General features: G+C 34.1%; 21 protein-coding genes. 12 read left to right on the forward strand and 9 right to left on the reverse strand.

Features of this window, described 5'->3' with window-relative positions; genetic code table 11:
• The first annotated feature begins 17 nt into the window (after positions 1 to 17).
• The 4 genes from GM3709_RS13440 to GM3709_RS13455 all read left to right on the forward strand — a co-directional run bounded on the left by GM3709_RS13440 (position 18) and on the right by GM3709_RS13455 (position 5,513).
• Entirely contained in the window at positions 18 to 1,469 is a 1,452-nt protein-coding gene (locus GM3709_RS13440; protein ID WP_066120176.1) for a methyl-accepting chemotaxis protein, read from the forward strand.
• Between the two features lie 108 nt (positions 1,470 to 1,577).
• A complete protein-coding gene (cheB, locus tag GM3709_RS13445) occupies positions 1,578 to 2,648 on the forward strand; it encodes a chemotaxis-specific protein-glutamate methyltransferase CheB (RefSeq protein WP_066120181.1) in 1,071 nt (356 codons plus the stop codon).
• A gap of 144 nt (positions 2,649 to 2,792) precedes the next feature.
• Positions 2,793 to 4,319 carry a protein-glutamate O-methyltransferase CheR gene (locus GM3709_RS19260; protein ID WP_071828047.1) on the forward strand — a complete coding sequence of 509 codons (1,527 nt, stop codon included), beginning with the start codon at positions 2,793 to 2,795 and terminating at the stop codon, positions 4,317 to 4,319.
• Positions 4,320 to 4,424: 105 nt separating this feature from the next.
• A complete protein-coding gene (locus GM3709_RS13455) occupies positions 4,425 to 5,513 on the forward strand; it encodes a chemotaxis protein CheW (RefSeq protein ID WP_066120183.1) in 1,089 nt (362 codons plus the stop codon).
• 368 nt (positions 5,514 to 5,881) lie between these two features.
• On the opposite strand, the gene sat is transcribed toward GM3709_RS13455, so the two are convergent.
• The gene (gene sat, locus GM3709_RS13460; protein WP_066120186.1) at positions 5,882 to 7,048 is read right to left on the reverse strand and encodes a sulfate adenylyltransferase; all 1,167 of its coding nucleotides are present in this window, start codon (positions 7,046 to 7,048) and stop codon (positions 5,882 to 5,884) included.
• A gap of 309 nt (positions 7,049 to 7,357) precedes the next feature.
• Between sat and GM3709_RS13465 the strand changes: the two genes are divergently transcribed.
• Positions 7,358 to 8,260, forward strand: coding sequence for a hypothetical protein (locus tag GM3709_RS13465; RefSeq protein WP_066120188.1), 903 nt, complete (start codon positions 7,358 to 7,360; stop codon positions 8,258 to 8,260).
• A gap of 138 nt (positions 8,261 to 8,398) precedes the next feature.
• Here the strand turns inward: GM3709_RS13465 and uvrB are convergent, their stop codons facing one another.
• A complete protein-coding gene (gene uvrB / locus GM3709_RS13470; RefSeq protein ID WP_066120190.1) occupies positions 8,399 to 10,402 on the reverse strand; it encodes an excinuclease ABC subunit UvrB in 2,004 nt (667 codons plus the stop codon).
• A 337-nt stretch (positions 10,403 to 10,739) separates the two neighbouring features.
• Here uvrB and GM3709_RS13475 point away from each other — a divergent pair, with 337 nt between their 5' ends.
• The 3 genes from GM3709_RS13475 (at position 10,740) to GM3709_RS13485 (ending at position 13,847) form a co-directional block, all read left to right on the forward strand.
• The gene (locus GM3709_RS13475) at positions 10,740 to 11,546 is read left to right on the forward strand and encodes a cupin domain-containing protein (RefSeq protein ID WP_066120193.1); all 807 of its coding nucleotides are present in this window, start codon (positions 10,740 to 10,742) and stop codon (positions 11,544 to 11,546) included.
• A 143-nt stretch (positions 11,547 to 11,689) separates the two neighbouring features.
• Entirely contained in the window at positions 11,690 to 12,799 is a 1,110-nt protein-coding gene (locus GM3709_RS13480) for a TRAP transporter substrate-binding protein (protein WP_066120196.1), read from the forward strand.
• Positions 12,783 to 13,847, forward strand: coding sequence for a WD40 repeat domain-containing protein (locus GM3709_RS13485; RefSeq protein ID WP_197671839.1), 1,065 nt, complete (start codon positions 12,783 to 12,785; stop codon positions 13,845 to 13,847). Before GM3709_RS13480 ends, GM3709_RS13485 begins: the two co-directional genes overlap by 17 nt.
• A 260-nt stretch (positions 13,848 to 14,107) precedes the next feature.
• Here the strand turns inward: GM3709_RS13485 and GM3709_RS13490 are convergent, their stop codons facing one another.
• Positions 14,108 to 14,656, reverse strand: a complete 549-nt coding sequence (locus tag GM3709_RS13490) for a heme-binding protein (RefSeq protein WP_066120206.1) — start codon at positions 14,654 to 14,656, stop codon at positions 14,108 to 14,110.
• Between the two features lie 89 nt (positions 14,657 to 14,745).
• A complete protein-coding gene (locus tag GM3709_RS13495) occupies positions 14,746 to 15,036 on the reverse strand; it encodes a hypothetical protein (RefSeq protein ID WP_066120209.1) in 291 nt (96 codons plus the stop codon).
• A 195-nt stretch (positions 15,037 to 15,231) separates the two neighbouring features.
• On the opposite strand from GM3709_RS13495, the gene GM3709_RS13500 reads away from it, so the two are divergent.
• The 4 genes from GM3709_RS13500 to GM3709_RS13510 all read left to right on the forward strand — a co-directional run bounded on the left by GM3709_RS13500 (position 15,232) and on the right by GM3709_RS13510 (position 18,053).
• On the forward strand, positions 15,232 to 16,035 hold the full coding sequence (locus GM3709_RS13500; RefSeq protein ID WP_066120211.1) for a cupin domain-containing protein: 804 nt from the start codon (positions 15,232 to 15,234) through the stop codon (positions 16,033 to 16,035).
• A 16-nt stretch (positions 16,036 to 16,051) separates the two neighbouring features.
• Positions 16,052 to 16,222, forward strand: coding sequence for a hypothetical protein (locus tag GM3709_RS20795; protein ID WP_173645721.1), 171 nt, complete (start codon positions 16,052 to 16,054; stop codon positions 16,220 to 16,222).
• Positions 16,223 to 16,311: 89 nt separating this feature from the next.
• A complete protein-coding gene (locus GM3709_RS13505) occupies positions 16,312 to 17,181 on the forward strand; it encodes a sugar phosphate isomerase/epimerase (protein ID WP_066120214.1) in 870 nt (289 codons plus the stop codon).
• The gene (locus GM3709_RS13510; protein ID WP_066120216.1) at positions 17,178 to 18,053 is read left to right on the forward strand and encodes an alpha/beta fold hydrolase; all 876 of its coding nucleotides are present in this window, start codon (positions 17,178 to 17,180) and stop codon (positions 18,051 to 18,053) included. Before GM3709_RS13505 ends, GM3709_RS13510 begins: the two co-directional genes overlap by 4 nt.
• 153 nt (positions 18,054 to 18,206) lie before the next feature.
• Here GM3709_RS13510 and GM3709_RS13515 read toward each other — a convergent pair whose 3' ends face one another.
• The 5 genes from GM3709_RS13515 to GM3709_RS13535 all read right to left on the reverse strand — a co-directional run bounded on the left by GM3709_RS13515 (position 18,207) and on the right by GM3709_RS13535 (position 24,483).
• The gene (locus GM3709_RS13515; RefSeq protein ID WP_066120219.1) at positions 18,207 to 18,914 is read right to left on the reverse strand and encodes a hypothetical protein; all 708 of its coding nucleotides are present in this window, start codon (positions 18,912 to 18,914) and stop codon (positions 18,207 to 18,209) included.
• Positions 18,915 to 18,946: 32 nt separating this feature from the next.
• Positions 18,947 to 19,621 (reverse strand): hypothetical protein, encoded by a 675-nt coding sequence (locus tag GM3709_RS13520; protein ID WP_066120222.1) that lies wholly within the window; start codon positions 19,619 to 19,621, stop codon positions 18,947 to 18,949.
• A 264-nt stretch (positions 19,622 to 19,885) separates the two neighbouring features.
• Positions 19,886 to 20,230: a hypothetical protein gene (locus GM3709_RS13525; protein ID WP_066120225.1), complete on the reverse strand. Its 345-nt coding sequence runs from the start codon at positions 20,228 to 20,230 to the stop codon at positions 19,886 to 19,888.
• Between the two features lie 131 nt (positions 20,231 to 20,361).
• On the reverse strand, positions 20,362 to 23,181 hold the full coding sequence (gene secA / locus GM3709_RS13530; RefSeq protein WP_066120228.1) for a preprotein translocase subunit SecA: 2,820 nt from the start codon (positions 23,179 to 23,181) through the stop codon (positions 20,362 to 20,364).
• A 240-nt stretch (positions 23,182 to 23,421) separates the two neighbouring features.
• Positions 23,422 to 24,483, reverse strand: a complete 1,062-nt coding sequence (locus GM3709_RS13535; protein WP_071828115.1) for a hypothetical protein — start codon at positions 24,481 to 24,483, stop codon at positions 23,422 to 23,424.
• Between the last annotated feature and the right edge of the window lie 143 nt (positions 24,484 to 24,626).

Consider the following 24,626-nt stretch of genomic DNA (forward strand, 5'->3'; position numbering starts at 1 on the left):
AAACGGAAATAAAAACTATGAGTATTTTACAATCCAAAAAATTACAAACTCGCATTTTGCTGGGCTACACTTTGCCTTTGGGTTTATTAACTTTATTTGCTGTGATCATGGGAGTTGCTGTCAAGAATACCAATGATCTCTCTATGGAGGTAGAAAGATCAAATCATGTTATTGATAATATCAGAGATTCTGTTATCCACACCTCTCGTATTGTTCGTAGTGTTCGGGGTGCTGCCTTATTTCCGAAAGAAGATGTTTATGTAGAATCTTACAATACAGGAGTAGAAAGATTAGAAGAAACCCTAACTAAAATGAACAATGGAGATATAAAAGATCCTCAACAAAAAGAAAACTGGCAAAAACTAGTCAAAGAAATTGAGATGAAACAAGCAGAAAGTCAGGAGATTATGAACCTGATGAAAGTGGGAAAAGTTAATGAGGCTTTACCTAAAATTCGTGAGTTAGAAATGACAAGTTTTGATAAAGTAAAAGATGCAATGTTGCAACGTGAAACAGAAATTATTGAGGGATTTAACAGTAAAGAAGAATTTGTTTTAAAATTAACGATGATTTTAATTCTTGTCGGTTTATTCGTTGGTATTGCTGTTACATTATTTTTTGGTAATATGATCGCTAAAGCTATTACGGAGGAAGTAAAAACTGCTGTTAATGATATTACTGCTTCTTCCAACGAAATTGCGGCAACCATGGAACAACAAGAGCGTACAGCAAATCTACAAGCGGCTTCTGTTAATGAAACTACAACTACCATGGATGAGTTACGCGCTTCCTCTCACCAATCAGAAGAACAAGCCGAAGCGGCGGCTCAAGCGGCTCAAGAAGTTTTACAATTAGCTGACAATGGTAATCAATCTGTAGAAGAAACTGTTGCTACCATGATTGATTTGAAAAACAAAGTAGCTGCGATCGCCGATCAAATTGTCAGATTATCAGAACAAACTAACCAAATTGGTAATATTTCATCTTTAGTTAGTGATTTATCTCAACAAACGAATATGTTAGCTTTGAATGCTTCTGTAGAGGCGGTAAGAGCAGGAGAACATGGAAAAGGTTTTGCTGTAGTTGCGGAAGAAATTCGTAAATTAGCTGATCAAAGTCGTCAATCGGCTTCTAATATTGGTGGTTTAGTTTCCGATATTCAAAATGCGATTAATACTACTGTAATGGTGACGGATGAAGGAACAAAAACTGTTAATGCAGGGATGAATATTACAGAGCGTACGGCGAATGCTTTTTCTGGAGTATTAGAATCTATTAACAATGTAGCAATGAATAATCAACAAATTGTTCTCAATATTCGTCAACAAGGTAAAGCAGTACAACAAGTTCTCGAAGCGATGGATAGTATCAATCAAGGTGCACAAGAAAATGCGGCCGGTTTAAGTCAAGTTAAAGTTGGTACACAACAGTTAAGCCATACGGCAAAACAGTTAAGCTCGATCGTGTAAAAGCAGAAGGGAAAAGATTTACGGGGTTTAATCCTTTCTAATTCTTCTTCTCTTTCAAAGAGCTAAAAAATAGCCGACATTAATTTTAAGGAAAAGGGAGAAAAAACAATGACAATCAAAGTGCTATTAGTAGAAGATTCACCCGTGGCGGTAACAATCTTAAAAAGAATGATTAATAGTGCTAATGATATGTCTTTAGTTGGCACTGCAAGAACAGGAGTTGAGGCATTAGAATTAATCCCTAAAGTTAAGCCAGACGTCATTTGTACTGATTTAATGATGCCAAAAATGAACGGTTTAGAGTTAACCAGAGCGATTATGGCATCTAACCCAAAACCAATTTTAGTAATAAGTGCCTGTGTACAAGATGAAGATAAAAATAATGTTTTTCAACTTCTCGATGCTGGGGCAGTAGATGTTTTTCCTAAACCCCGCACCGGAAATATTGAAGATTATGAGTTGATTACAGAAAAACTGTTAACAAAAATTAGAGTATTATCTGGGGTAAAAGTTTTTACAAAACGCAGTAAAAATACTAGCCCGATTTTAACTAATAATGGCATTCCTGTTAAAACTAATCTTGAGAACACGAATACCACTTCTTCTTCCTTTGTTAAAGGCATTAAAGTAGTTGCGATCGCTTCTTCTACTGGTGGCCCTCAAGCATTCCAAGAAGTATTAAGTCAATTTCCTGCTAATTTTCCCGTACCTATTCTATGTGTACAGCATATCAGCAGTGGATTTTTAGATGGTTTCATCAACTGGTTAAAACAATACTGTAACCTACCTGTTGTAGTAGCAAGAACAGGAGAAATACCCCAAAAAAGCAATATTTACTTTCCTCCTGAAAGACAGCATCTTCAACTAGATGCTCAAGGAAGATTCTACTGCGTGGAAGGTGTTGCTGTTGATGGTCATTGTCCTTCTGCTACCGTTTTATTTCAAAATGTCGCTCGTTATTACGGTTCGGCGAGTTTAGGAGTTTTAATGACGGGAATGGGGAGAGATGGCGCTTTAGGACTTTTAACATTGAAACAAAAAGGAGCTTATACCATTGCCCAAGATGAAGCCACTAGCGTTGTGTTTGGAATGCCTCAAGAAGCAATTCGATTAGGTGCTAGTAAAATTGTGTTGCCTTTACCTAATATTGCAGGCAAAATTATGGAACTCATCAGCTAGTAATCAGTTTAGTTTGAATAAGGTAGTTAATTTTATCTTCTTATTCCTCAAAATAAAATTGATACGCCACAAGATAGGAAAGTAGAAGTAAATATTTATTACTTTTAACTTATTGCCAATTGCTTACTCATAGAGGATAAAAAAATGATTACGGAAACCATATCATCTTCTTTAAGAGAGGAATTTGTTGAACTGATAGCTAAACAAACGGGTATCGAAATCCGATCTCAAAATTATGGTTCTATGGGAGATAATATTTTAAGTCGAGTTCAAGAGTTAAAACTATCATCACCTCAAACTTACTATAATCTCTTACTAAATTCGGAAGGCGAAGAAGAATGGCAAAAATTTGTTTGTTTAACCACTAATAAAGAAAGCTATTTTTTTCGAGATAAGGGACAATTTTCTTTACTGCGCAACACTCTTTTACCAGAATTGATTCGACGAAATCAACGCACAAAATCTCTGAGAATTTGTAGTGCTGGATGTTCTACAGGACAAGAACCTTATTCCATTGCAATTTTACTTAAAGAGTTAATCCCTGATTTAGCTTCATGGAATGTAGTAATTTTAGGTATTGACATTAACAGAGAATCTCTTGCTCAAGGCAAAAAAGCTGTTTATAATACATGGTCATTTCGTCAAGTAGAAGAAGATATAAAAACTCGTTATTTTAAAAATTCGGCAGGTTATTATCAACTTAATGACGAGATTCGACAGTTAGTAAAATTTCACCAAATTAACCTTGCAAGAGATATAATGCCCCGTCTTGACTCAGATTTGCATGATATGGATTTGATTATCTGTCGTAATGTTTTTATCTATTTTACTGAAAGTGCGATCGCCCATGTTATTGAAAAATTTTTTAACACTTTGAAGCCTAACGGTTACTTAATGACAGGTCATGCAGAATTGACAAATAATCATGTTAAAGCATTTCAAGCTAAACTTTTTACGGAATCAGTGGTTTATCAACGGCGTAGTGGAGAATTTGCCCATGCACAACCTTCTTCTAGTCAATCTTTTAAACCTACATCTTTTGATTTAGGAGTCATTACCACGCAACAAAAACAAAATAAGATCGTTTCTACTTCTATTAAACCGATTACACCTAGTCGATCGAAAAATATCATTAAATCAACAATAATTGAAGAAGTCAAACAAAAATCCTCAAATAAGGATGAAATTTTATTAACAGAAGTAAAACAACTATTTAAAACGAAATCTTATCATTTAGCCCAAAAGAAATTAGAGCAAATATTACAAGAATTTCCTAAAAATTTTCAAGGTACTTATTTAATGGCAGAATTACAGGCAAATTTAGGGGAATATGAGTTAGCAAAAAAATGGTGTAACAAGGCGATCGAGCTTAATAGTTTTAACCCTAATCCCTATCATATATTAGCGAATATTGCTGAGGAACAAGGAAATTTAGAAGGAGCGAAAAAAGCCTTAAAACAAGTCATTTATCTTGAACCTAATGCCGTATCAGCTTACGTTAATTTAGCTAATTTATATCAGCTAGAAGGAGACTTAAAAAGAGCAAATAAAATGCAACAATCAGCTCTTAAAATTTTACAAACTTTACCTACAAATACCTCAATTTTAGAATTAGGTAATATTTCTGCACAAGATTTAACTATTCAATTACAGCAATCATTATCAGGATAAAATCTTTTCACAAAGATAATTTCGGAAGAAATAATTAATTATTACCAGATATTAAAAAGTGATGTATTTATCATATATATAAACTAAATTTTAGAGGAAAAAACTATGGGTTATTATCTTACTTTTACTTACAATAATTTATTTTATGGCGTAACGGCAGAAACAGTACAAGAAGTATTTTTTCTTCCTGAATTAAAACCTATTCCTGAAGCTCCAAAAGATGTAATTGGGGCGGTTAATGTGAGGGGTAATATCACACCTATTATGGATCTTAATTTACGCTTTGGTTATGAGCAAATAGACTATAATCTGAATGATAGTATTGTCATTCTTCAATGGCAAGAATTAAGATTAGGTATTCTGACAAATCAAATTCATGAAGTTAAATTTATTGATGAACAAACAATCACAAATGATTTATCTTATGATCATGATTCCCTAGAAATTCCTGAAGAAAAATTCATTAAAGGGTTTGTTCAAGAAGAAGAAACTTTATTATTATTGCTTAATGTAGAAACTTTATTACGGTATCGTGAAGCACAAGAATTTTCTCTCGATTTAGATTTTTTAGATTTAGTATCTCCTAAAGAAACTTTAACAAATAGTGAACAATTAGAGAGAGAAAAAGAAGAGATAAATACCATAAAAAAAACAATCTTTTTTCCTCAAGCTACTGACTATGAAAGAAAAATATTGCAAAAAAGAGCTAATAATTTACGAGATTCTATTCAATTAAAAGATTTTACTGGTTTTAAACCAATTTCTATTTTTACTCTAAATCAAGAATATTTTGGTGTTGAATTATCTTTAGTTCAAGAATTTATTAAATTTAACCACATAACACTCATTCCTTGTACTCCTAATTTTATTCTTGGCAATATTAATTTACGGGGAGAAATTATTACGTTAATTGATATTAGAGGTTCATTTAATCTATCTAAATCAAGTCTTAAAAAAGAAAATCAAGCTATTATTGTTAATGTTGAAGGAGTTGTCGTAGGGCTTTTAGTTGATACAATCAATGATATTTTTATGCTCAATCCTCAAGAGTTAATGTCCTGTGATAACTTAGAAACTGAAGTTAATAAACATTATTTGTCAGGGATAATTCCTTATCAAGAAAAAATGTTAGGACTCATTGATTTAACGGAAATTATTTTAGGGGGAAGTTTATTAATTGATGAGGCGGTATAACTATTTTTTTGTTAATTTTATTACTTGTATTACAGAGTTAGAAATCATTAATACAATTGGAAATCATCTTAAACAACCTCAGTAAACCATAAAGAAAATGATGAAGACAAGACAAATATAGCCTTTTTCATGGTTACGAGGTATAAAAATAAAATTAAAGTTTGCCTGATTAAAGAATTTAACCTTACCTCATAAGGGTAGAAATTGCTATAGATAAGTGGACAGGTGGATAAGTAGAAAAATTATCAATATTTGTATATTTTTCAAAACAACTTTTTTAATTCGCTCAGAACATATTTTTCTGTGTCTTCCTCTCTCCTATCTCTTACCTTCATCAAAATACTTATTCAGCAACCCCTAAGTATTATCTATTGGTGCATCGCACGCGCTAATTCGGCGGCAACTTTAGGACGAGAAAATTCGGGAGGGGGTAATTCTCCACGGCGTAGCATTTCTCGAACTTTAGTACCTGAGAGGTGTATCCGTTGTTCTTTAGTGGCTGGACTGGTTTTTGAGGTTGCCATTTGATCCGTAACGGTACAATAAAAAGCGTGCTCGAACATCATTGGTGTAATACCTAATTCTTCGGGTTTGAACTCTCCGAAAATAAATTGTGCATCATAAGTACCATAATAGTCACCTACTCCTGCATGATCTCTACCTACGATAAAATGAGTACACCCATAATTTTTACGAATTAAGGCATGGAAAATTGCTTCTCTGGGGCCAGCATAACGCATAGCAGAAGGGTTAATAGCAAGGATTACTCTATTTTGAGGAAAGTAGTTATCAACCATAATTTCATAACACCGCATCCGCACATCAGCAGGAATATCATCACTTTTAGTTGCACCTACGAGGGGATGTAGGAATAAACCATCAACAATTTCTAAAGCACATTTGATAATATATTCATGGGCGCGATGAATGGGGTTACGAGTCTGAAATCCTACAACTGTCTTCCAACCTCGATCGACAAACATTTTGCGAGACTCCGCAGGATCAAGTTGATAATTGGGAAAGTGAGGGTGAGCATCTCTTTGTACTAACCAAATAGGGCCGGCGAGGTTTATTTCTCCCTGTTGATATACTACTTTTACGCCGGGGTGGGCTTCTTCATCGGTTTTATAAACGTTAACTGCTTCGTGAACTTTGTTATAACGATACTTTTGAGTTAATTCGAGGACACCAACAAATCTACCATGAGGATCATCTAAACGAACCCAACCACCTTCTTTGAGGGGTTCCGCTACTTCTTCTGTGACGGATAGGGTGACGGGTACAGACCAAGGTAAACCGTTCATTAGTCGCATTTCTTCTACTACTCTTTCATAGTCGTCTTGTCCCATAAAGCCATTCAAAGGACTAAAACCACCAATAGCAATCATGACTAAATCGGAAGTAGCTCGATCGTCTAATTGTACTCTCGGTAATTTATTTGCTTGTGCCATAAACTCATCTCGTTCGGCAATGGTAGCAATACGATTAACTAAATGCCCTCCATGAGGTGCGATCGTCTCTATAGTTTTACTCATATTTATTTAATTATTTATTCGGTTTTATCCTACCAAGCAATGAGACAATCAGCAATGGAGTTAAATAATAAGTAATAAGTAATAAGTAATATTTTTTTATTTAATTATTTTCTAATTACTTCAAATATTTATTTATAAGTTTTATAAAAATCAATTAATAAAATTATTAATTAGTTGTTTATATTAGCTTAATAAAAATTTTATAATTATTACTAAAGATCCTTTCGACAAAAGATGTATAATGATAACCCCTGAAGAAAATGGTACTAATTTTGTACTGAACGTTTAGTAAGATTGATTAACCCAATTATGAGCAAATTAAATACAAAAAACACTATAAATCGAAATGCAGATCAAGCGATCGCAATACTTTATAGTGATAGTGAAGAAAGTAAAAATGATCTATTTTGGGAGAATATAAATGAACCATACAAATCCATTTTAGAGGAGTGTTATTACATTAATGAAGAAGGAAAATATAATCAATTAACACACATTACTAATAGTATTAAATATAATCGTATTAACTATATAAAATTAGGAATGCAATTATATCAAGTAAGATATTATAAATTATATAAAAGTAGCTATACATCTTTTAAAGATTATTGTGAGAAAGCAGTTTACTATCCTGTGTGGAGAGCAAATCAAGTCATAGAATCAGCAAGTATTGCCATAAAATTAATCAAAGCAGGGTTTAATATTATTCCCCAAAATGAAGCTCAAGCTCGTTTATTAATCAAGTTAAATGAAGAGGAATTAATGAGAAAATGGCAAGAAGTTTTAGATACTTATGAGCCTTATAAAATAACAGCAAATCGTATTGAAAAGATTGTTTTTGGAGAACAAAATTTAAAAAAAGGAACATTAAAGTTACCAGTAAAAGTAATTGCAGAAATAGAGGTAAAAGCCTTAGAAAATGGAATGTCTCCCGGAGATTTAATTACCAAAATTATATCAGGAGAATTAACTATTAGCCATAATGGTTGTGTGGAAACTAAATTAGCAGAAAATCAAGAAAATGTAGAAAATCTTAGTGCTGATATTGTTAAGAAATGGCAAAAAGATCTTAAAAAATTAGCATTTCAAGAAAGAACGATCATAGATGATTTTGCGGAAGATTTAGCAGAAGAAGTAAAGAATACTGTAACAGATTTTAAACAAGTAATTAAAAAGTGTTTTATAAAATCTTTTTTTATAACAACGAATTAACCTATCGCAATCCTATATGAGTCGTGAGAAATAATTATGTTTAATTAGCACTGAACTATCAGCTATTAGAATTTAATAATTTTAACTAATCTGCTTAATCTATCTTCTAAAGTCTGCTCGTATCCACGCAAACAATACTTATGATTCTCTTGAAATACTTGTGCTTTTCGATCGTAAATGTTTAATTTTGTCTCGATATTCGGCGGCTTTTTCAAATTCTAAATCTTTTGCTGCCTGTTTCATTTTTTCTTCAAATTGTGTAATTAAAATAGGTATTTGATCTAATCCAATTTCATCAAGATGAGCATAAACTTCTTCTAATTCTTTATTATTTAATTTTCTTGATATGTCTAAAAATTCCAAAATGGAGTTACTAGATTTTTTACTTATAGATTTAGGAATAATATTATTTTCTTGATTATATTTAAGTTGAATTTCTCGACGACGATTTGTTTCATTAATGGCTTTTTCCATGCTTTGTGTAAAGTTATCAGCGTATAAAATTGCTTCTCCATTAACATGACGAGCCGCCCTTCCGATGGTTTGAATTAAAGATTTTTCAGATCGTAAAAATCCTTCTTTATCTGCGTCTAAAATTACCACTAATGATACTTCTGGTAAGTCTAAACCTTCTCTTAATAAGTTAACTCCAATTAAAACATCAAAATCTCCAGCTCTTAAACTTTGTAAAATCTCTATTCGCTCGATCGACTGAATCTCTGAATGTAAATATTGTACATTTATCTCTCGTTCTTGTAAGTATTCTGTCAAATCTTCTGACATCCTCTTAGTTAAAGTAGTAATTAAAACTCTCTCTTTTTTGGCTATTCTCTCTTTAATTTCTGTCAATAAGTCATCTACTTGTCCCTCGCTAGGTCTTACAAAAATTTGTGGATCTAAAATTCCTGTAGGGCGAATAATTTGCTCAACAATTTGATTATTTGATTGTTCAATTTCCCAATTACTAGGAGTAGCAGAAACGAAAATACAGGTTTGTACTTTATGCCAAAATTCATCTGCTTTTAATGGTCTATTATCTTTAGCACTAGGCAAACGAAAACCATGATCAACTAATACTTGTTTCCGTGCTTGATCACCATTATACATACCTCTAATTTGAGGTACAGTAACATGAGATTCATCTACTATTAAAAGCCAATCTTTGGGAAAATAGTCAACTAAACAATCGGGTGGTTGTCCTGATTTTCTACCTGTTAAATGCCTTGAATAATTTTCAACTCCGTTACAATATCCCACCTCTTTTAACATCTCTAAATCATAGTTTGTTTTTTGTTTTAATCTTTGAGCTTCAACTAATTTTCCTTCTTTTTCTAAAAATGTTAATCTTTGTTCTAATTCTTCTTTGATTTGCTCGATCGCATTTTCTAATTGGTCTTTTGGTGTTACAAAGTGCTTGGCAGGATAAATATTAATTCGCTCTAATTCTTCTAATAATTCGCCCGTAACTGGTTCTAAAAAAGAAATAGACTCGATTTCATCTCCAAAAAACTCGACTCTAATAACCCTATCTTCATAGGCTGGAACAATTTCTAAGACATCTCCTTTTAGGCGAAAAGTAGCACGAGACAACTCAACATCATTGCGAGTGTATTGTACATTTACTAAATCTCGGATAAGTTGACGAGGATCATATTCTTGATTGACTTCTAAAGGAATAGCGGCTTTTAGGTATTCTACAGGCATTCCTAAACCATAAATACAACTGATCGAAGCTACTACAATAACATCTTTTCTTTCAAAAAGCGATCGAGTTGCAGAGTGCCGAAACATATCAATTTCATCGTTAATAGAAGAACTTTTCTCGATGTAGGTGTCTGTTACGGGGATATAGGCCTCTGGTTGATAATAGTCATAGTAACTAACAAAATATTCTACGGCATTATGAGGAAAAAATTGTCGTAATTCGTTGCATAGTTGCGCTGCCAGAGTTTTATTATGAGCTAAGACTAAAGTCGGTTTTTGCCACTGCTCGATCGTACAAGCAATAGTATAAGTTTTACCAGTACCTGTTGCACCGAGTAAGGTTTGAAAACGATGTCCCGATCGTAATGATTGTACCAAACCTTCGATCGCTTTTGGTTGATCTCCAGTGGGTTTAAAAGGAGCTTGTAAGGTAAACATAAATTAATTTTTGTGGTCTTGTATTTTATCAGTAAGGTTACTAAAACATATCATTGCTAAGGTAAAACCCATAAAAGTTGCATAATTTAAGATTAGTAAAATTGAAGAAAATCTTATTTGTTGCCTATTGCCTACCCTCAAGATTCTACTTAGATGCGTCTGAGCTTAACATAACATTATAAAAGATCTCAAATGGCTTCTATAATCAGAGCAGACAAAAGAGGTAATGCGGATGTTAATTATTTTTAATCCTCTGTTCAATCGACTTTTATTTATAATCTACCTTAGTAACTTTATATTTCTATAAAAATTGGGTTTTTAACCGGGAGAATTGACTATGATACTCAAAATTAAGGCTTGGAGTATTGGGCTTGTGTTGGTAGCTACCCTCGGAGTTGTATTTTTATTTCAAAATTTGGGCTTTTCAGCGAATCCTACCATTCATTCGATCGAAAATATCCCTATGCCTAAAGTAGAAGAACCTTTAAGGATTCTAACCCCTGCTAATGAAATTTTCAATATTGCTTCTTGTAAGGTTAATGACTTAGGTTTTACGATCGCCGAAGCCTTGATTCCACCGGGGGCAGGGCCGATACCCCATGTTCATTATTACATTGATGAGTGGTTTTGGACACCTAAAGCTGGAATTGAATTATTTCACAGTACGAGACAATACCCGACTATAGAAGAAATACCTATTATTGGAGGTGCTGGAAGGGCAGATATGTATAGTATTATCTCCCAAGCCAATCAAATTATTTATTCTCCCAATTTTTATGTACACGGATTTGTTAATCCTACTACGGAAACTTTACCTATTACTTTTGTCTGGTTAAAAAATGATTTAGCACCAGCGTTTCCTCACGATGACGGCGGAATGCGAGACTTTTTTACAGAAGTTGGGGAAAAAATTACTGACTTAAATAATTTACCTCAGTTGAACGATAAAAATAAAAATGCTGTTGTTACCGAAGCTCCGAAATATGGCATGAATCAAAGTAGTTATTTTATGCAATATGTGAATTCTATTGATAATAAGTTTCCCTCAGAATTGGCGAAAATGCAGAATGATGAAGATTTAAAAAGAGTCATTGAAGCGGTGGAAGCCTTTAATAGTGGCGATAAATCTGTCAGTTGCTCATAAAATTATGTTTTCTCTCGCAAAGGTGCAAAGACGCAAAGAGAAGACGCTAAAAGATTTTATGGTTTTGTCTCAATTAATATCTCTTTCCCCTTGCCTTTTGCTTACCTCCATCAGTATCTTTTATTCCTTTACTCATTATCGCTATGTCTTATTCTCGCCGAAAATTTCTCTTGTTGGCTGGTGCAACTTCCTTGAGTACGATCGTAGCTAACAAATTACTAGCCCAAGGCATACCCCAAGAAATTTTAAATCAAGTTTTACCCTTACCGGGTAAATATGGGGAAAACTACGGTAAAGCCAAAATCAGGGCTTTTCATCTTCATAATCAACCCAAAACTAGCCCCCTTCATCAAACTTTAGAAGAAATGTGGTTAGAGGTTTTTAAACAAAGCGACGGGGAATTATTTATTTCTCCTATCCCCGAAGATGCTCATATCCCCGCAGGTGATCCTCAAGCAGTACATTTTATTACGAATGGTCGTTTTGAGGTTGTCAGTGTTGCTGCCCCTATTCTCGATAAACTCTCCCCAGATGCGATCGCAATTCAAAATCTTCCTTTTATTTATAAATCTGCGGATGAGGTTTTCGATGTTATTGATAAGCCTTTATTTGCGGAAGCATTAAATAATTCCGTTGCTCAATATAATCTTATCTATTTGCCTAACGGCACTTTTGATAATGGTATTCGCAATGTTACTTCCGTTGCCAGTAAACCTATCAATAAGGTAGAAGATTTTAAAGATTTAATCATTCGCATTCCTCCTTCTAATGATATAGCAATGACGATGAAAGCCTTGGGGGCAATTCCTCAACAATTCACCATGAATCAGGTTTTTGAAGTGCTTAAAAATCGCACTGTAGAAGCTCAAGAAAATCCCATGTCTGTGGCTAAGGGTTTTAAGTTATACGAAGTTACTAAATATTTAAACTTAACTGGTCACGCTTGGTCTGGTTATAACACATTTTTTAACACTACTTTTTGGAATAGTCTTTCTCCGACAACCCAAAATATTATTAAAGAGGTTTTACCAGTCTATCAACTCAAACAACGCAAGGCTCAAGCTGAATATAATCAACAAGCCTTTAAGGAATTAACGGAAGATAAAGGTATGATTGCTCTTACTCCCGATACTTCTGAAGTTCCTAAGAAATTAATCCCTATTTATCAGTCTATATATAATAGATTAAACCCTTCGGCTCGATCGTTGGTTAAAGATTTATTGGAGGCAAAAACTGGTGTTAAATTTGATTAATCACAAATCCATTTCACACAGGCAAGATACCTGTTTCACGGGTAAGAATATTCTATCTCGATCGAGCTTTTTGTTTTCTGCTTTTATGATGAGTATTATTGCCCTTAATTTTAGTCCATCTTTGGCTTGGGGACAAGAAAAATCAATGGTAGTGAAGGAAATTGATCTAACTAAATATGGTACAGCAGGTTCGATCGATGTAAGTAATTCAAAACAACAGATTGTTATTACTTTTAATAACTGTAATCTCGTTTTTTTTGACTATAACTTCAACCAAGAAAATGAATTATCCCTAACAAATTGTAAAAGACTTTTTCGAGCAAGGTATGGGGAGATAAATCAACAAAAAGTGCTAGTATCTTCTATTTATACGGGGCAAAGTATGATTTATGACTTTAAAGATATTTTTCCTATCCCCCTTCATAAAGCCGCCGTTACAGACTCCTTAATCGTCAATAATGATCTATTATCATCCTCCGATGACGGCTCTGTAAAACTTTCTCAACTATCGGAAAATCCCCTTTCTTCTAACAATACCACCAGTTTATATCAATCCACTGGAGTGGCTCGAAATTTGGCAGTGACTAGCAAGACAAACTCAGAGGTTAACAAGGTTGCCGTAAGTTACGATACGGGAGAAATTACGATTTTTGACATTAATCAAAACGCTACTCAAACTAAACCTCAAACTTTTCGATCGATCCCTAGTCGTATCAATACTTTTAAGTTTACCCCTGATGGTTCTAAACTGTTAATTGGTTATTTTACAGGGGAATTAGTAGAATTAGATGTCACCACGGGAGAAAGCAAAACTCTTTTGAAAGTTGACTCATGGTTGAATAGCTTAGACATTAACAGCCAAAATTTAGTGTTAACGGGAGATGATGAAGGTTTTGTGAAAATTATCTCTTTAGAAACAGGGCAAGTTATCCAACAAGAGAAAATCTCTGATAATGGAATTAATGCCGTTGCTTTTACGGTCGATCAAACTATGATTGTAGCTGATTCCAAAGGAATGATTTATCAACTGGAAATCTCGAATTTCTAAACCTTCACCCTAACTCCTCTCCCCAAAGAAGGAAACTTTTGATTGAAAAAACAACCTTTAATTAATGGAATTGTATCATATATTGCCTTGTAATAAATTGACAAGGAACCAACAGCTAAAATCTGCTGAAGCGATTTAATAAATATCCTTGAAACAGTACAATACAAAAAATATAGTTTAATCTGTTTAAATTATTCGCTTTAGCTGACTTGTGCTATAAGCCATGAAATTTATTTCTTGGGGTGTTATGAGACAATACCTTAAGGCACTAAACGAGGTTTAATTTTCTCAATGCCTCTGATAGCACAGGTTTGATCTAAACCGCCTCCAGGTGAACCAGAAACACCGATCGCACCTACTATTTGATCCCCTACCTTAATCGCTACTCCTCCAGTGCTGAAACTAATACCCTTCAAGGGTTCAGGTGCTAATGGTAATGAACCAACGGGCAAGGGTGCAGGAGTCATCTTTTTGGCAATTTCTTCTGTCGAGTCCACTTTTGTAATTGGTGCTAAAGTAATTACAGTAAAAGCCTTATTAAAACTATTTGGTAAAGTGTGAGGAGTTGCACCATCCCCCCTGATGATAACTTGAGTATTTCCTTCGGAGTTAACTATTGTAGCAGTGACATTATAACCGTCTTTTTTACAACTTTCCACTGCTTCGATCGCAGCTTCTGTGGCAAGACTACTCGGCAATTGATACAAAGCGGTTAACGCCAAAGCCACAGGAGAAAAGGAAGTAAAGAAACTGACAAATAACCCGAGGGTTAATAAAGGAGAATAGAATAAACTTTTGTAAATTCTCATGATAATCAATGAAAAAACATATTTAATTGCTCAAAGTTTCCTAAAGCAATATTACTATAACTAATTTAGGTCAATATAATCTTCTAAAATTACGTCAATATCCCTCTAGGTATTTTGATTTTGTACCCACGTTTTCTTAAATTCTCCAAACTAGATTCAATATCAATGTCATCATCAATCTCTATAACAGTTTCCCACAGTTCAGGATTATCAATATCATCTACATCTTTTAAACGATCGATCGCCCTTTGTTCGGCGGATTTTCGAGAAATTTCCTGTTGATACTTTACTATTAAAAATTCCACAAAATCTAAAATCTGATCTTGTTTATCTACGGGCAATAACTTCGTTTTTTTGGTAATTAAATCAACGGTATTCATAAATGTCATCTCAAAAGTTCACGAAAATCTGCTTTAAATGATAATTAACAAAATTTGTCGTACTTCAAAATCTGGTATGTGTTAAATCCAGTTACCTTTCAAGTCTTAGTATAAATTAATATACTAATATGATGTTTTTAGTTCGTCTTTTTATTATTATATATATCAAAAATATTAAGAAATTTTTTTACCTTCATGAAAGTTTGGAATATTATTTGTTTAATTTCGATCGTTCTTTGTGCCATGATTATTTTTCCTAGTCATGCCTTATCTGCGAATAAATTTGATCGTTATAAGCATTACATGGAGGATATTCCTATGCCTCAAATTAAAGAAACAGAAAATATTTTAGGTCCTGCTGGAGAAATTTTTAAATTTACAACTTGTAATCGTGGTGATTTAGGATTTTCCCTCGCTTATGGTACAATTCCGCCCGGAGCGGGGCCTTTACCTCATGTTCACCACTATACCAATGAATGGTTTTGGACTCCCGAAGGGGGCATACAATTATTAGAAAGTACAAATAAATATCCTGATCTTAACTTTCCTCCCACTCCTGATCAAGCTGGAAATGGCGTTCTTTATAGCCTTGACAGTGAACCAAATCAAATATTTTACGGACCTAAATATCATATTCACGGTTTTATCAATAAGACAACCGAAACCCATCCTCTTTTATTTATTTGGATGAGAGACGAATCTTCACCGAAATATCCTTTAAATGATGGTGGTATTCGGGAGTATTTTCAAGAGGTAGGAATTCCCATTAAAGACTTAAATAATTTACCCCCCATCACAGAAAAAGCAAAAAGAGATTTTGTTATGTCAGCGTCTAAATATGGAATTAATCAAAGTGCCTTTTTTGAAGAGTATATAAAAGATCTTAGTGATGATATTCCAATAAAATTAATTAAACTTTATAATGAGGAAGATTTAATTAGGATCATTGATGCAGTTAATGCTTATAATCAAGGTGATAAATCCGTTAGTTGTTTTTAGAAATTTTTTATAGATTATGAATAAAGAATTAGGAATAGCTATTTTGGGGGGGTGGATTTTAGGAGTGATTTTTACTGCTTTTAAAATTCCTTTACCCGTACCTGCTTTTCAAGGTTTAGTGGCGGCGGCGGCGGTATTGGTAGGTCAACTTACTTATACTTTTATTAAGCAGAAATTAAATTTTTAGCATTATTTTTTGATGTGAAACAGGCATCTTGCCTGTAGTAATTTCCATTAGATTATTTACTTATCAAGAGCTAAATAAGGGTTTTTATCATGACTCAATCCCCATTAATTCGATTTGGTGTTCATACTTTTATTTGGAAAAAAGAATTTTTAGGCCATGAAGAATTTATTTTCGATCGAGCAAAGAGTTGGGGATTTGATAGTGTAGAAATTGCTACTCATAGTTTTGAGCAAATCAATCCTGATACTATTAAAAGCTATCAAGACAAATATGGATTAGGTATAAGTTTTTGTACCAGTATGCCTCAAGGATTATCTCTAACCAGTGCCGATCGTCAATGTTGGGAAGAATCTGTAAATTATGTACAAAAAGCCATTGAGTTTTGTCAAAATTGCGGTATTACTCAATTATCAGGCCCTTTAATTCATCCTGTTGGTTATCTTAGTGGCAAACCCCTTCAAGATGAGGAAGAAAAACTGTTACATCAAGCCTTAAGGGAAATTGCCGATACCGTTTCTAACACGGAAATAAAAATTGCGATCGAACCCCTTAATCGTTTTCAGGGTTATGCTTTAAATACTGTCGAACAAGGATTAAGACTATTAAACTCGATCGACTGTCCTCATCTGGGACTATTATTAGATTTATTTCACATGAATATTGAGGAAAAGGACATGATTAAAGCCTTTTTACAAGCAGGAAAAAAATGTTTTCATGTTCATGTTAGTGCGAAAGACAGAGGCACACCCGGCAGTGATACTCTTCCTTGGATAGAATTATTTAACACCCTCAAAACCATAGAATATCAAGGCTTGATCGTCATTGAAAGTTTTAACGCTGAAGATACAGAATTAGCTACGGCTGCTAAAATTTGGCGTAAAGTTGCCCCCAGTAGCCAATACATAGCCCAAGAAGGACTTAAATTTTTACACCACACCTATCAAACATCTTTATCATGAATCAACCATTTATTTCCATTCCCCTACCTTCTGGATTTACCCATACTTATACAAAAGTTAATGATATTACCCTTCATGCTCTTGAAGGAGGAACTGGTGAACCATTAGTATTATTAGGAGGTTGGCCTCAAACTTGTTACGTTTGGCGATTATTATTAGAGCCGTTAAGTAAATATTTTCATGTTATCGCCTTAGACTTGAGAGGGCAAGGAGACTCAGATATTCCCGAAAGTGGTTATGATTGTGCGACATCTGCCCAAGAAGTAATCGATTTTATGACAGAAAAACAAATAACCTCATTTTACCTAGTGGGGCATGATGTAGGTGCTTGGGTTGCATTCACCATCTTAAAACTTTTCCCTCAACAAATTCAAGGTTTAGGATTGATTGATGCGGCCATACCAGGGCTTGTTAGTAACGATTTTTTCTCTTTAGAAAATGCTGGTAAAGTTTGGCAATTTTACTTCCACAAAGTACCAGATTTAGCCGATAGCTTAGTGAAGGGAAAAGAAAAAGAATATTTAACATGGTATTTCACCAATAAATCAAAACGCAAAGAGAACTTATCTGCTGAAATTATCGATCATTACGTTAGTTATTATAGTCGTCCCTATGCCATGAAAGCAGGATTTTTATGGTATGCCAGTCTCGAAGAAAATATTAAAACTAATACCCTAACCCCAGATACTCGATTTATTCAACCCATTTTCACTATGGGGGGAGAATTTGCCACTAAATCTTTAATTTATAATGGTTTAGCCTCCTATTGTGAGAACATTACAAACTATGTCATTGAAGAATGTGGACATTATATCCCAGAAGAAGCTCCAGAAGATATTATCAAAGCTATTTTAAGCACTTTTATTTCTTAACATTGGTTGCTATGTTAGAAATCATAAATAGACTCTAATCTAACACACATTTAGCTTACATCTTTTTTTTACCATTAAAAAACTGTGAAACTCGCTTTCTATTGCCTATTTTCTATTCCCTACTCTCACCAGTCAATTTAGATAAGTCCTAGCTTATAACTTTTGAATTTCCTGATGAATGCTCAAACTAATTTCTAAGGCTTCTTTTAATACTTGTCCATAATCTGTTGCTTGTTGTTCGATAGCTAGAGTTTGCAAAGTTCCCAAATTATTTTCTATATTAGCTAATAAATCGTTTCTTCGTGCTAATAATCGACGATTTTGACGCATGATTTTTTCCGCCATTAGCCCTGTCGTTAAATTTTGACGAATTAACTCCAATACCTCCATCATATTATTCTCCTTAACAATATTAACCGATGAATTACCAACCGTTTTTAATCGATCGAGAACAACAACAGTTTCTACCACATGATGAAAATTATCGATTTCATCCAGTAGGCACATAAAAGTTTTCAAGGTTTTAGCTTTAATTATCATGAAGAGATTCCAACTAATTATAAAAATAATAGTCGAGCTTAACGTTATTTGTAAAAACTTCATCATAGTAGGAATATCATTGACTGTTCCCGAAGAATTACGAAGGGCAAAAAGTCCAATAGGTAAAGTAAGAGTGAAAGTTAGAGCAGTAACTAATAACTCGATAACACAAAATATAAACAGTTTTTGGGGATGACGGAAAATAGACGATCGATAAACACCTCCAAATACGCCCCCAACAAATATTTCACTCACATCTAAACCGCTCAAAATTTCTATTTCCCTTTCACTAATTCTGAGATTTTCAAAATCTGGATTCATAAGTGTTAGTTCATCTATTAGAACATTACAAATTAAAACAACAAATCAACTAACACATTTAAAACTGCGGAGAAAAAAGTACCTTCCCTTGGACGGAATAGTTCAAAATTACCAGAAGTTCCAAAAAAAGGACGTAGTGTCCACCCTAATTGACTTCCCACAAAACCATAAAGAATTAACCAGAATTGTAAAATTTTAGTACGAACTTTGATATTTTGTGCATTATCGTCATTGTCAAGTGGTTTCATGATTCGATACAAAAAAGAAACTCCCATAATACCTGTTAGAGAAAAAATGACGACATTTAAAAGTACAAAAAAAGGATAATCGTTGATGGTGATTAAAAAGAAAAGAGCGACTGGAGCAAAACCAAAGAGCAAAACGGCAATAATTGTCACCGCAGTCAGTAAATAAGTAAAATGTTGTGTAATAGTTTGTTTAGCTCCAAATAAAGCATTAAAAATATAAAGGGTAGGCAGACACACCAATAAAGTTATTAGATAGAGTGCTGGCAATTTGATTGCGGAGGAAATAGCTTGTAGAGGACTGTGAAATGTACCAATAATAGCTCCATAAATAGCGAATAAACAAAAGCTAGAGAGTAGAAGAGAGGAAATTTTACTTTTGAGTTTTACTCTATCATGGATTTCTGTTAAAAATTGTTGACGATCGCTTAACAAAGAAATAACCGTCGAAAAGTAGTTCATAGGAGTTCAGCATTCTTCTTTAGTTGTTAAATTACCATTTTTTCATAAACTATCCCATATAAATTATAGTTAAAATCTCTTAAATAAAACTAAAAATAGAATATTTATTTTTGGTTAAATTCGTAAATTATTTGTTTGCCAAATAACTCTATAAAGATTTAATATAGCAATTCTTATATTTATGAGGTACTCCAGAGCAGAGTCAAACCCATTGCTATTAAGAAATAGGTGTACCTTACTATTTAGATAAACGCTATATTTTCTTTACTTAAATTTAACTTTATTATGAAGCCAATTAGTTACTTTCTTTGGCAGATTTTTTTTCACCCATTGCCAAGCAATAATTTTTACTAAAGGCTTAGGAGTCCCAGCGATAAATTTCGCTAATTTATTCATCGATCGATTCGTTATTTTTTTGTTAATTAGATTTATAATTCCTATGTCATAAAGACAATCAATGATTAACTTAATTGTCACTTCTTCTTTTAATGCCAAGTTTTCTAATAGTAAATAAACATCTCTTAATCTTTCTTGTTGGAACGTTTTTTCCTCAGAACTTAATTGAGGCAACGCCACGATTTTTACAGATTCTTTTTGACGACTTAGCATCAGTAATAATTAGAAATTAATAATTAGAAATTAAAAATCAAGAATGGGAAATTCGGAATTAGGCATTAAATAATATTGCTTCTTTTCTTCCTCTATTTCCCTTTTCCCTTTTCCTCTCTTCCTTCTCTTCTTTAAACCGCTTGGGGTTGTGCTTGAGGTTGGAATTGGAATAGAGAATACACGACATTTCGGCGAATGTCAATCATCATCTCTAAAAACATTTCGTAACCTTCTTGTTTATATTCAATTAAGGGATCTTTTTGTCCGTAACCTCTTAAACCGACAGATTCTCGTAAGCCATCCATTGCTTGTAAATGTTCACGCCACAAGGTATCAATTTGTTGAAGGATGAAAAATCTTTCTGCTTGACGCATTAAGCCCGGTTGTAATTGCTCAATTTGGTTCTCTTTCAAATCATAGGCCTTGTGTACTTCTTCATGAAGAAAAGTCTTCATCTCAGTGACAGTCATGTCTTCTAAATCTTTCACCGTGACATCTTCCAATAAGTAAATAAACTCTTTGGCTTTATTCACTAAACCTTCTAAATTCCATTCATCTGGTGGTAACTCAGGATTCACATAAGCATCTACAATTTCATCCATCGTTTTTGTAGCGTATTGCAATACTTGCTCTTTCAATTCTCGTCCTTCTAATACTCGACGACGTTCTGCATATATAGCTCGACGTTGGTTATTCATAACTTCGTCATACTCGAAAACGCTTTTACGGGCATCATAATAGAAGGTTTCAACTTTCTTTTGTGCTCCTTCTAAACTACGAGTCAACATTCCCGATTCGATCGGCATATCTTCTTCAACTCGAAAAGCATTCATTAAACCAGCTACTCGATCGCCACCAAAAATCCGTAATAAATTGTCTTCTAGGCTTAAAAAGAACCGTGTTGATCCCGGATCGCCTTGACGACCTGCTCTACCTCTTAATTGGTTATCTATACGTCTAGATTCGTGTCTTTCTGTACCGATAACGTGTAAACCGCCCTTCTCTACTACTAATTCATGTTCTTTGTCTGTCAGAGAATCATACTCTTGACGAATCGATCGATAAACGTCTCTGAGTTTAAGGATTACAGGATCATCAGTAGGAGCTTTTTCGGCGGCAACAGCAATTTTTTCTTCTGCGTCTAACTCGGAAAGACTTTGTTGTCCATAGGTTTCAACGGCAAATTTTACGGTTTCTTTCAATTTTGCTTCAGTTTCAGAGGATAACTGACAAGGGAAAATATCTGAAGAAGGTTTCCAATTTTTAACTTTTTTACCGTCACCATTAGCACTAAAACCCTGTCCTTTCGGACGTTTATTCATATCAATTCCGGGTACACTTACCATTAACTGATCGTCTTCTGGAGTGACAATTTGAGGCATGAAATATTCCCGAATTTTCAACCTTGCCATATAATCTGAGTTTCCACCAAGAATGATGTCTGTACCACGCCCTGCCATGTTTGTGGCGATCGTGATGGCTCCTTTTCTACCGGCTTGGGCAACAATTTCTGATTCCCTTTCCACGTTTTCAGGACGTGCATTAAGGATATTATGAGGAATATTTCTCTCTACCAATAATTTAGCTAACAATTCTGATTTTTCAACGCTAGTAGTACCAATAAGTACAGGTCTGCCAGACTCGTGCATTTCTGCACATTCTTCTGCTACAGCTTTCCACTTGGCAATCTCATTTTTATAGACAACATCTGGTAAATCTGCTCGATCGGAAGGACGATTAGTCGGTATGATCGTTACTTCAAGATTGTACACTTTCTCAAATTCCGTCTCCTCAGTTTTTGCAGTACCCGTCATCCCTGATAATTTAGGATAGAGTAAGAAGAAATTTTGATAAGTGATACTAGCCAAAGTTTGTGTTTCTCTTTGTATCTCAACACCTTCTTTTGCCTCGATCGCTTGATGTAAACCGTCACTCCATCTTCTACCTGCTAAAACTCGTCCGGTAAACTCATCAACGATAACAACTTCATTATTACGGACAATATAATTAACATCCGCAGTGAATAATTCTTTTGCTTTGATAGCATTGAAGATATAATGAGCCCAAGGATTTTCTTGATCATATAAATCTTTAACCCCTAACAATTCCTCAGCTTTACCAAAACCTTCATCAGTTAAAAGAACATTTCTCGCTTTCTCATCAACCTCATAATCTCCTCCATCTCCTTCTTCCTTTTGTCTGACGAGTAATTGAGCAATTCTAGCGGCTTCGAGATACTTCTCCATAGGACGCTCAACCTGACCTGATATAATCAACGGAGTACGAGCTTCATCCACTAAAATAGAGTCAACCTCGTCAATAATGCAATAATTTGGAACTCTTTGCACCACCTCACCGATGTCTGTTGCCATATTATCTCGTAGATAATCAAAACCTAATTCACTGTTGGTAGCATACGTAATATCTGCATTATAATTTTTCTGTCTTTCTGGAGAATTCATCCCACTTTGAATTAAACCAACACTTAATCCTAAAAACCGATGAATTTGTCCCATCCATTCCGCATCACGACGGGCGAGATAATCATTAACTGTAACGACATGAACACCTTTTCCGGTTAAACCATTAAGATAAGCTGGTAAAGTTGCTACAAGAGTTTTTCCTTCCCCTGTTTTCATCTCTGCAATTTGTCCTGTATGTAATACCATACCCCCTAACATTTGCACGTCATAGTGGCGCATTCCCAACACTCTCACCCCTGCTTCCCTAACTAATGCAAAGGCTTCCACTAAAATTTCATCTAAAATAATGTCTCTTTCTTCTCGGTTTTTGGTTTTAGCTAACATCTCTTTAAAAGATGCTGTTTTTGCCCTCATCTCGTCATCGGTAAGTTTTTTAAAGTCTTCTTCTAATATGTTAATTTCGGTGATAAGAGGTTGTAACTTTTTTAGTTTACGAGCGTTAGGATCTCCGAATAGCTTTTTAAACATGGTCAGTTTTTATAATTTCTTTAAATATATTGATTAATTTTTCATCATATCATTTATAGCAGTGGACAACGGACAATTCAATTATTTAGCAATTAGCAATTAGCAATCAGTTATCCACTATTGTCAAGTTAAATTTATTGTCAACATTAGTAATTGATTATTTAGTTTTTAAGGGAAAAAAAGCTAAAAGCTAACAGCTAATACCTTGCTCTTACCTATAAATCTTGCATCGAACTGAGGTTAATAGATTAAAGAATAAATTTTGCCATCCATGAGAATACGACTTATACCCTTAGCGTGTAAATGAGAAGAAGTTTTCTGTAGAATTCTACCATCAGGTACTTTAATAACTTTTCCTTTTCGGGCGCGCAGTGTGCCTTTGGCATCGCAAAATCGTTTAGCAACTCGGTGGTTATCAAAAACTGGTAAAGTTTGTTGTAACGTTTCTTGTTCTGGAATATCCCCTAAATCGGCAAACTCTCTTAAAGGTTTTGTGACTAATTCGGAATATCGATCGATTACTAAATAACATACTCTGGGAAAATTAGCCTTAGTTATGGGTAAAACTTGTAACTGTTGAGATACAAATTTAGTTTTAGGGGTGAAAAATTCATTCTCATCATCTTCATCGTCTTCATCATCTTCATCGTCTTCATCATCTTCATCCATATCTTCCCCAAACATTGCCGCCAACTCATTAACAGAATCTATATCATCATCATCGTCAATTTCTGAGTCTTCTTCTTTTTCTGATGATTCCACATCTTCTATTTTTGTGTCAGAGATTAACGATTGTGATTGTGTCTTAGAAAAGATTACTTCTGGAAGGTCTTGGCTTATCGACTCCAATGATATTTCTTCCTTGATTTTTAAAAGAGGTTTATCAAAGTTTATCGAAGATATTTTTGTATCGGGATCGATCGAAGTTTCTGTATCGTTTTGTACTGGTTCTAATTCTTCTTGTTTTACAGGCAATATTTCTTCTCGATCGTCTTCATGTGTCATTAATTCTTCTTGTTTTGGAGACAATTCCTGTTGCTGAGGATCTTCATTTATTTCTAAAGGTTCTTGTTTTAGATATAATTCTTCTTGACTGAGACTAGGCTTAGTGGTTCGGGCGAGACGTTTTTCTTGAATTAGATTTTCATACTCGACATCCGATAAACTATTTTTGAGAAAACGACTAACAGTGGAACTGCTCACCCCAAAACGTACCGATAAAGTAGAAGTAGTCTCCTCTGTTGTACGGTACAAATTTAGTATTTCTTGGCGATCGTCTTCAGACAATTTTCTCGGACTCATAATGTCTCCCTTACCCATTAATCTACATCTAGCCATCATTATTAATGTGACTGATTTTAGGGGTATTTGTCAAGAATAGTTGAAATTATGAATCACTTACACCGAAATTAATGTAAATTGCTTATAGTGTGGAATCAAAAGCT

The sequence above is a fragment of the Geminocystis sp. NIES-3709 genome, assembly GCF_001548115.1.
Taxonomy (GTDB): Bacteria; Cyanobacteriota; Cyanobacteriia; order Cyanobacteriales; family Cyanobacteriaceae; genus Geminocystis.

Excerpts from the sequence above, each read along its gene's own strand:
- GM3709_RS13440 (WP_066120176.1), top strand. The coding sequence starts at position 18 with ATGAGTATTTTACAATCCAAAAAATTACAAACTCGCATTTTGCTGGGC.
- cheB (WP_066120181.1), top strand. The coding sequence starts at position 1,578 with ATGACAATCAAAGTGCTATTAGTAGAAGATTCACCCGTGGCGGTAACA.
- GM3709_RS19260 (WP_071828047.1), top strand. The coding sequence starts at position 2,793 with ATGATTACGGAAACCATATCATCTTCTTTAAGAGAGGAATTTGTTGAA.
- GM3709_RS13455 (WP_066120183.1), top strand. The coding sequence starts at position 4,425 with ATGGGTTATTATCTTACTTTTACTTACAATAATTTATTTTATGGCGTA.
- sat (WP_066120186.1), bottom strand. The coding sequence starts at position 7,048 with ATGAGTAAAACTATAGAGACGATCGCACCTCATGGAGGGCATTTAGTT.
- GM3709_RS13465 (WP_066120188.1), top strand. The coding sequence starts at position 7,358 with ATGAGCAAATTAAATACAAAAAACACTATAAATCGAAATGCAGATCAA.
- uvrB (WP_066120190.1), bottom strand. The coding sequence starts at position 10,402 with ATGTTTACCTTACAAGCTCCTTTTAAACCCACTGGAGATCAACCAAAA.
- GM3709_RS13475 (WP_066120193.1), top strand. The coding sequence starts at position 10,740 with ATGATACTCAAAATTAAGGCTTGGAGTATTGGGCTTGTGTTGGTAGCT.
- GM3709_RS13480 (WP_066120196.1), top strand. The coding sequence starts at position 11,690 with ATGTCTTATTCTCGCCGAAAATTTCTCTTGTTGGCTGGTGCAACTTCC.
- GM3709_RS13490 (WP_066120206.1), bottom strand. The coding sequence starts at position 14,656 with ATGAGAATTTACAAAAGTTTATTCTATTCTCCTTTATTAACCCTCGGG.
- GM3709_RS13495 (WP_066120209.1), bottom strand. The coding sequence starts at position 15,036 with ATGAATACCGTTGATTTAATTACCAAAAAAACGAAGTTATTGCCCGTA.
- GM3709_RS13500 (WP_066120211.1), top strand. The coding sequence starts at position 15,232 with ATGAAAGTTTGGAATATTATTTGTTTAATTTCGATCGTTCTTTGTGCC.
- GM3709_RS20795 (WP_173645721.1), top strand. The coding sequence starts at position 16,052 with ATGAATAAAGAATTAGGAATAGCTATTTTGGGGGGGTGGATTTTAGGA.
- GM3709_RS13505 (WP_066120214.1), top strand. The coding sequence starts at position 16,312 with ATGACTCAATCCCCATTAATTCGATTTGGTGTTCATACTTTTATTTGG.
- GM3709_RS13510 (WP_066120216.1), top strand. The coding sequence starts at position 17,178 with ATGAATCAACCATTTATTTCCATTCCCCTACCTTCTGGATTTACCCAT.
- GM3709_RS13515 (WP_066120219.1), bottom strand. The coding sequence starts at position 18,914 with ATGAATCCAGATTTTGAAAATCTCAGAATTAGTGAAAGGGAAATAGAA.
- GM3709_RS13520 (WP_066120222.1), bottom strand. The coding sequence starts at position 19,621 with ATGAACTACTTTTCGACGGTTATTTCTTTGTTAAGCGATCGTCAACAA.
- GM3709_RS13525 (WP_066120225.1), bottom strand. The coding sequence starts at position 20,230 with ATGCTAAGTCGTCAAAAAGAATCTGTAAAAATCGTGGCGTTGCCTCAA.
- secA (WP_066120228.1), bottom strand. The coding sequence starts at position 23,181 with ATGTTTAAAAAGCTATTCGGAGATCCTAACGCTCGTAAACTAAAAAAG.
- GM3709_RS13535 (WP_071828115.1), bottom strand. The coding sequence starts at position 24,483 with ATGAGTCCGAGAAAATTGTCTGAAGACGATCGCCAAGAAATACTAAAT.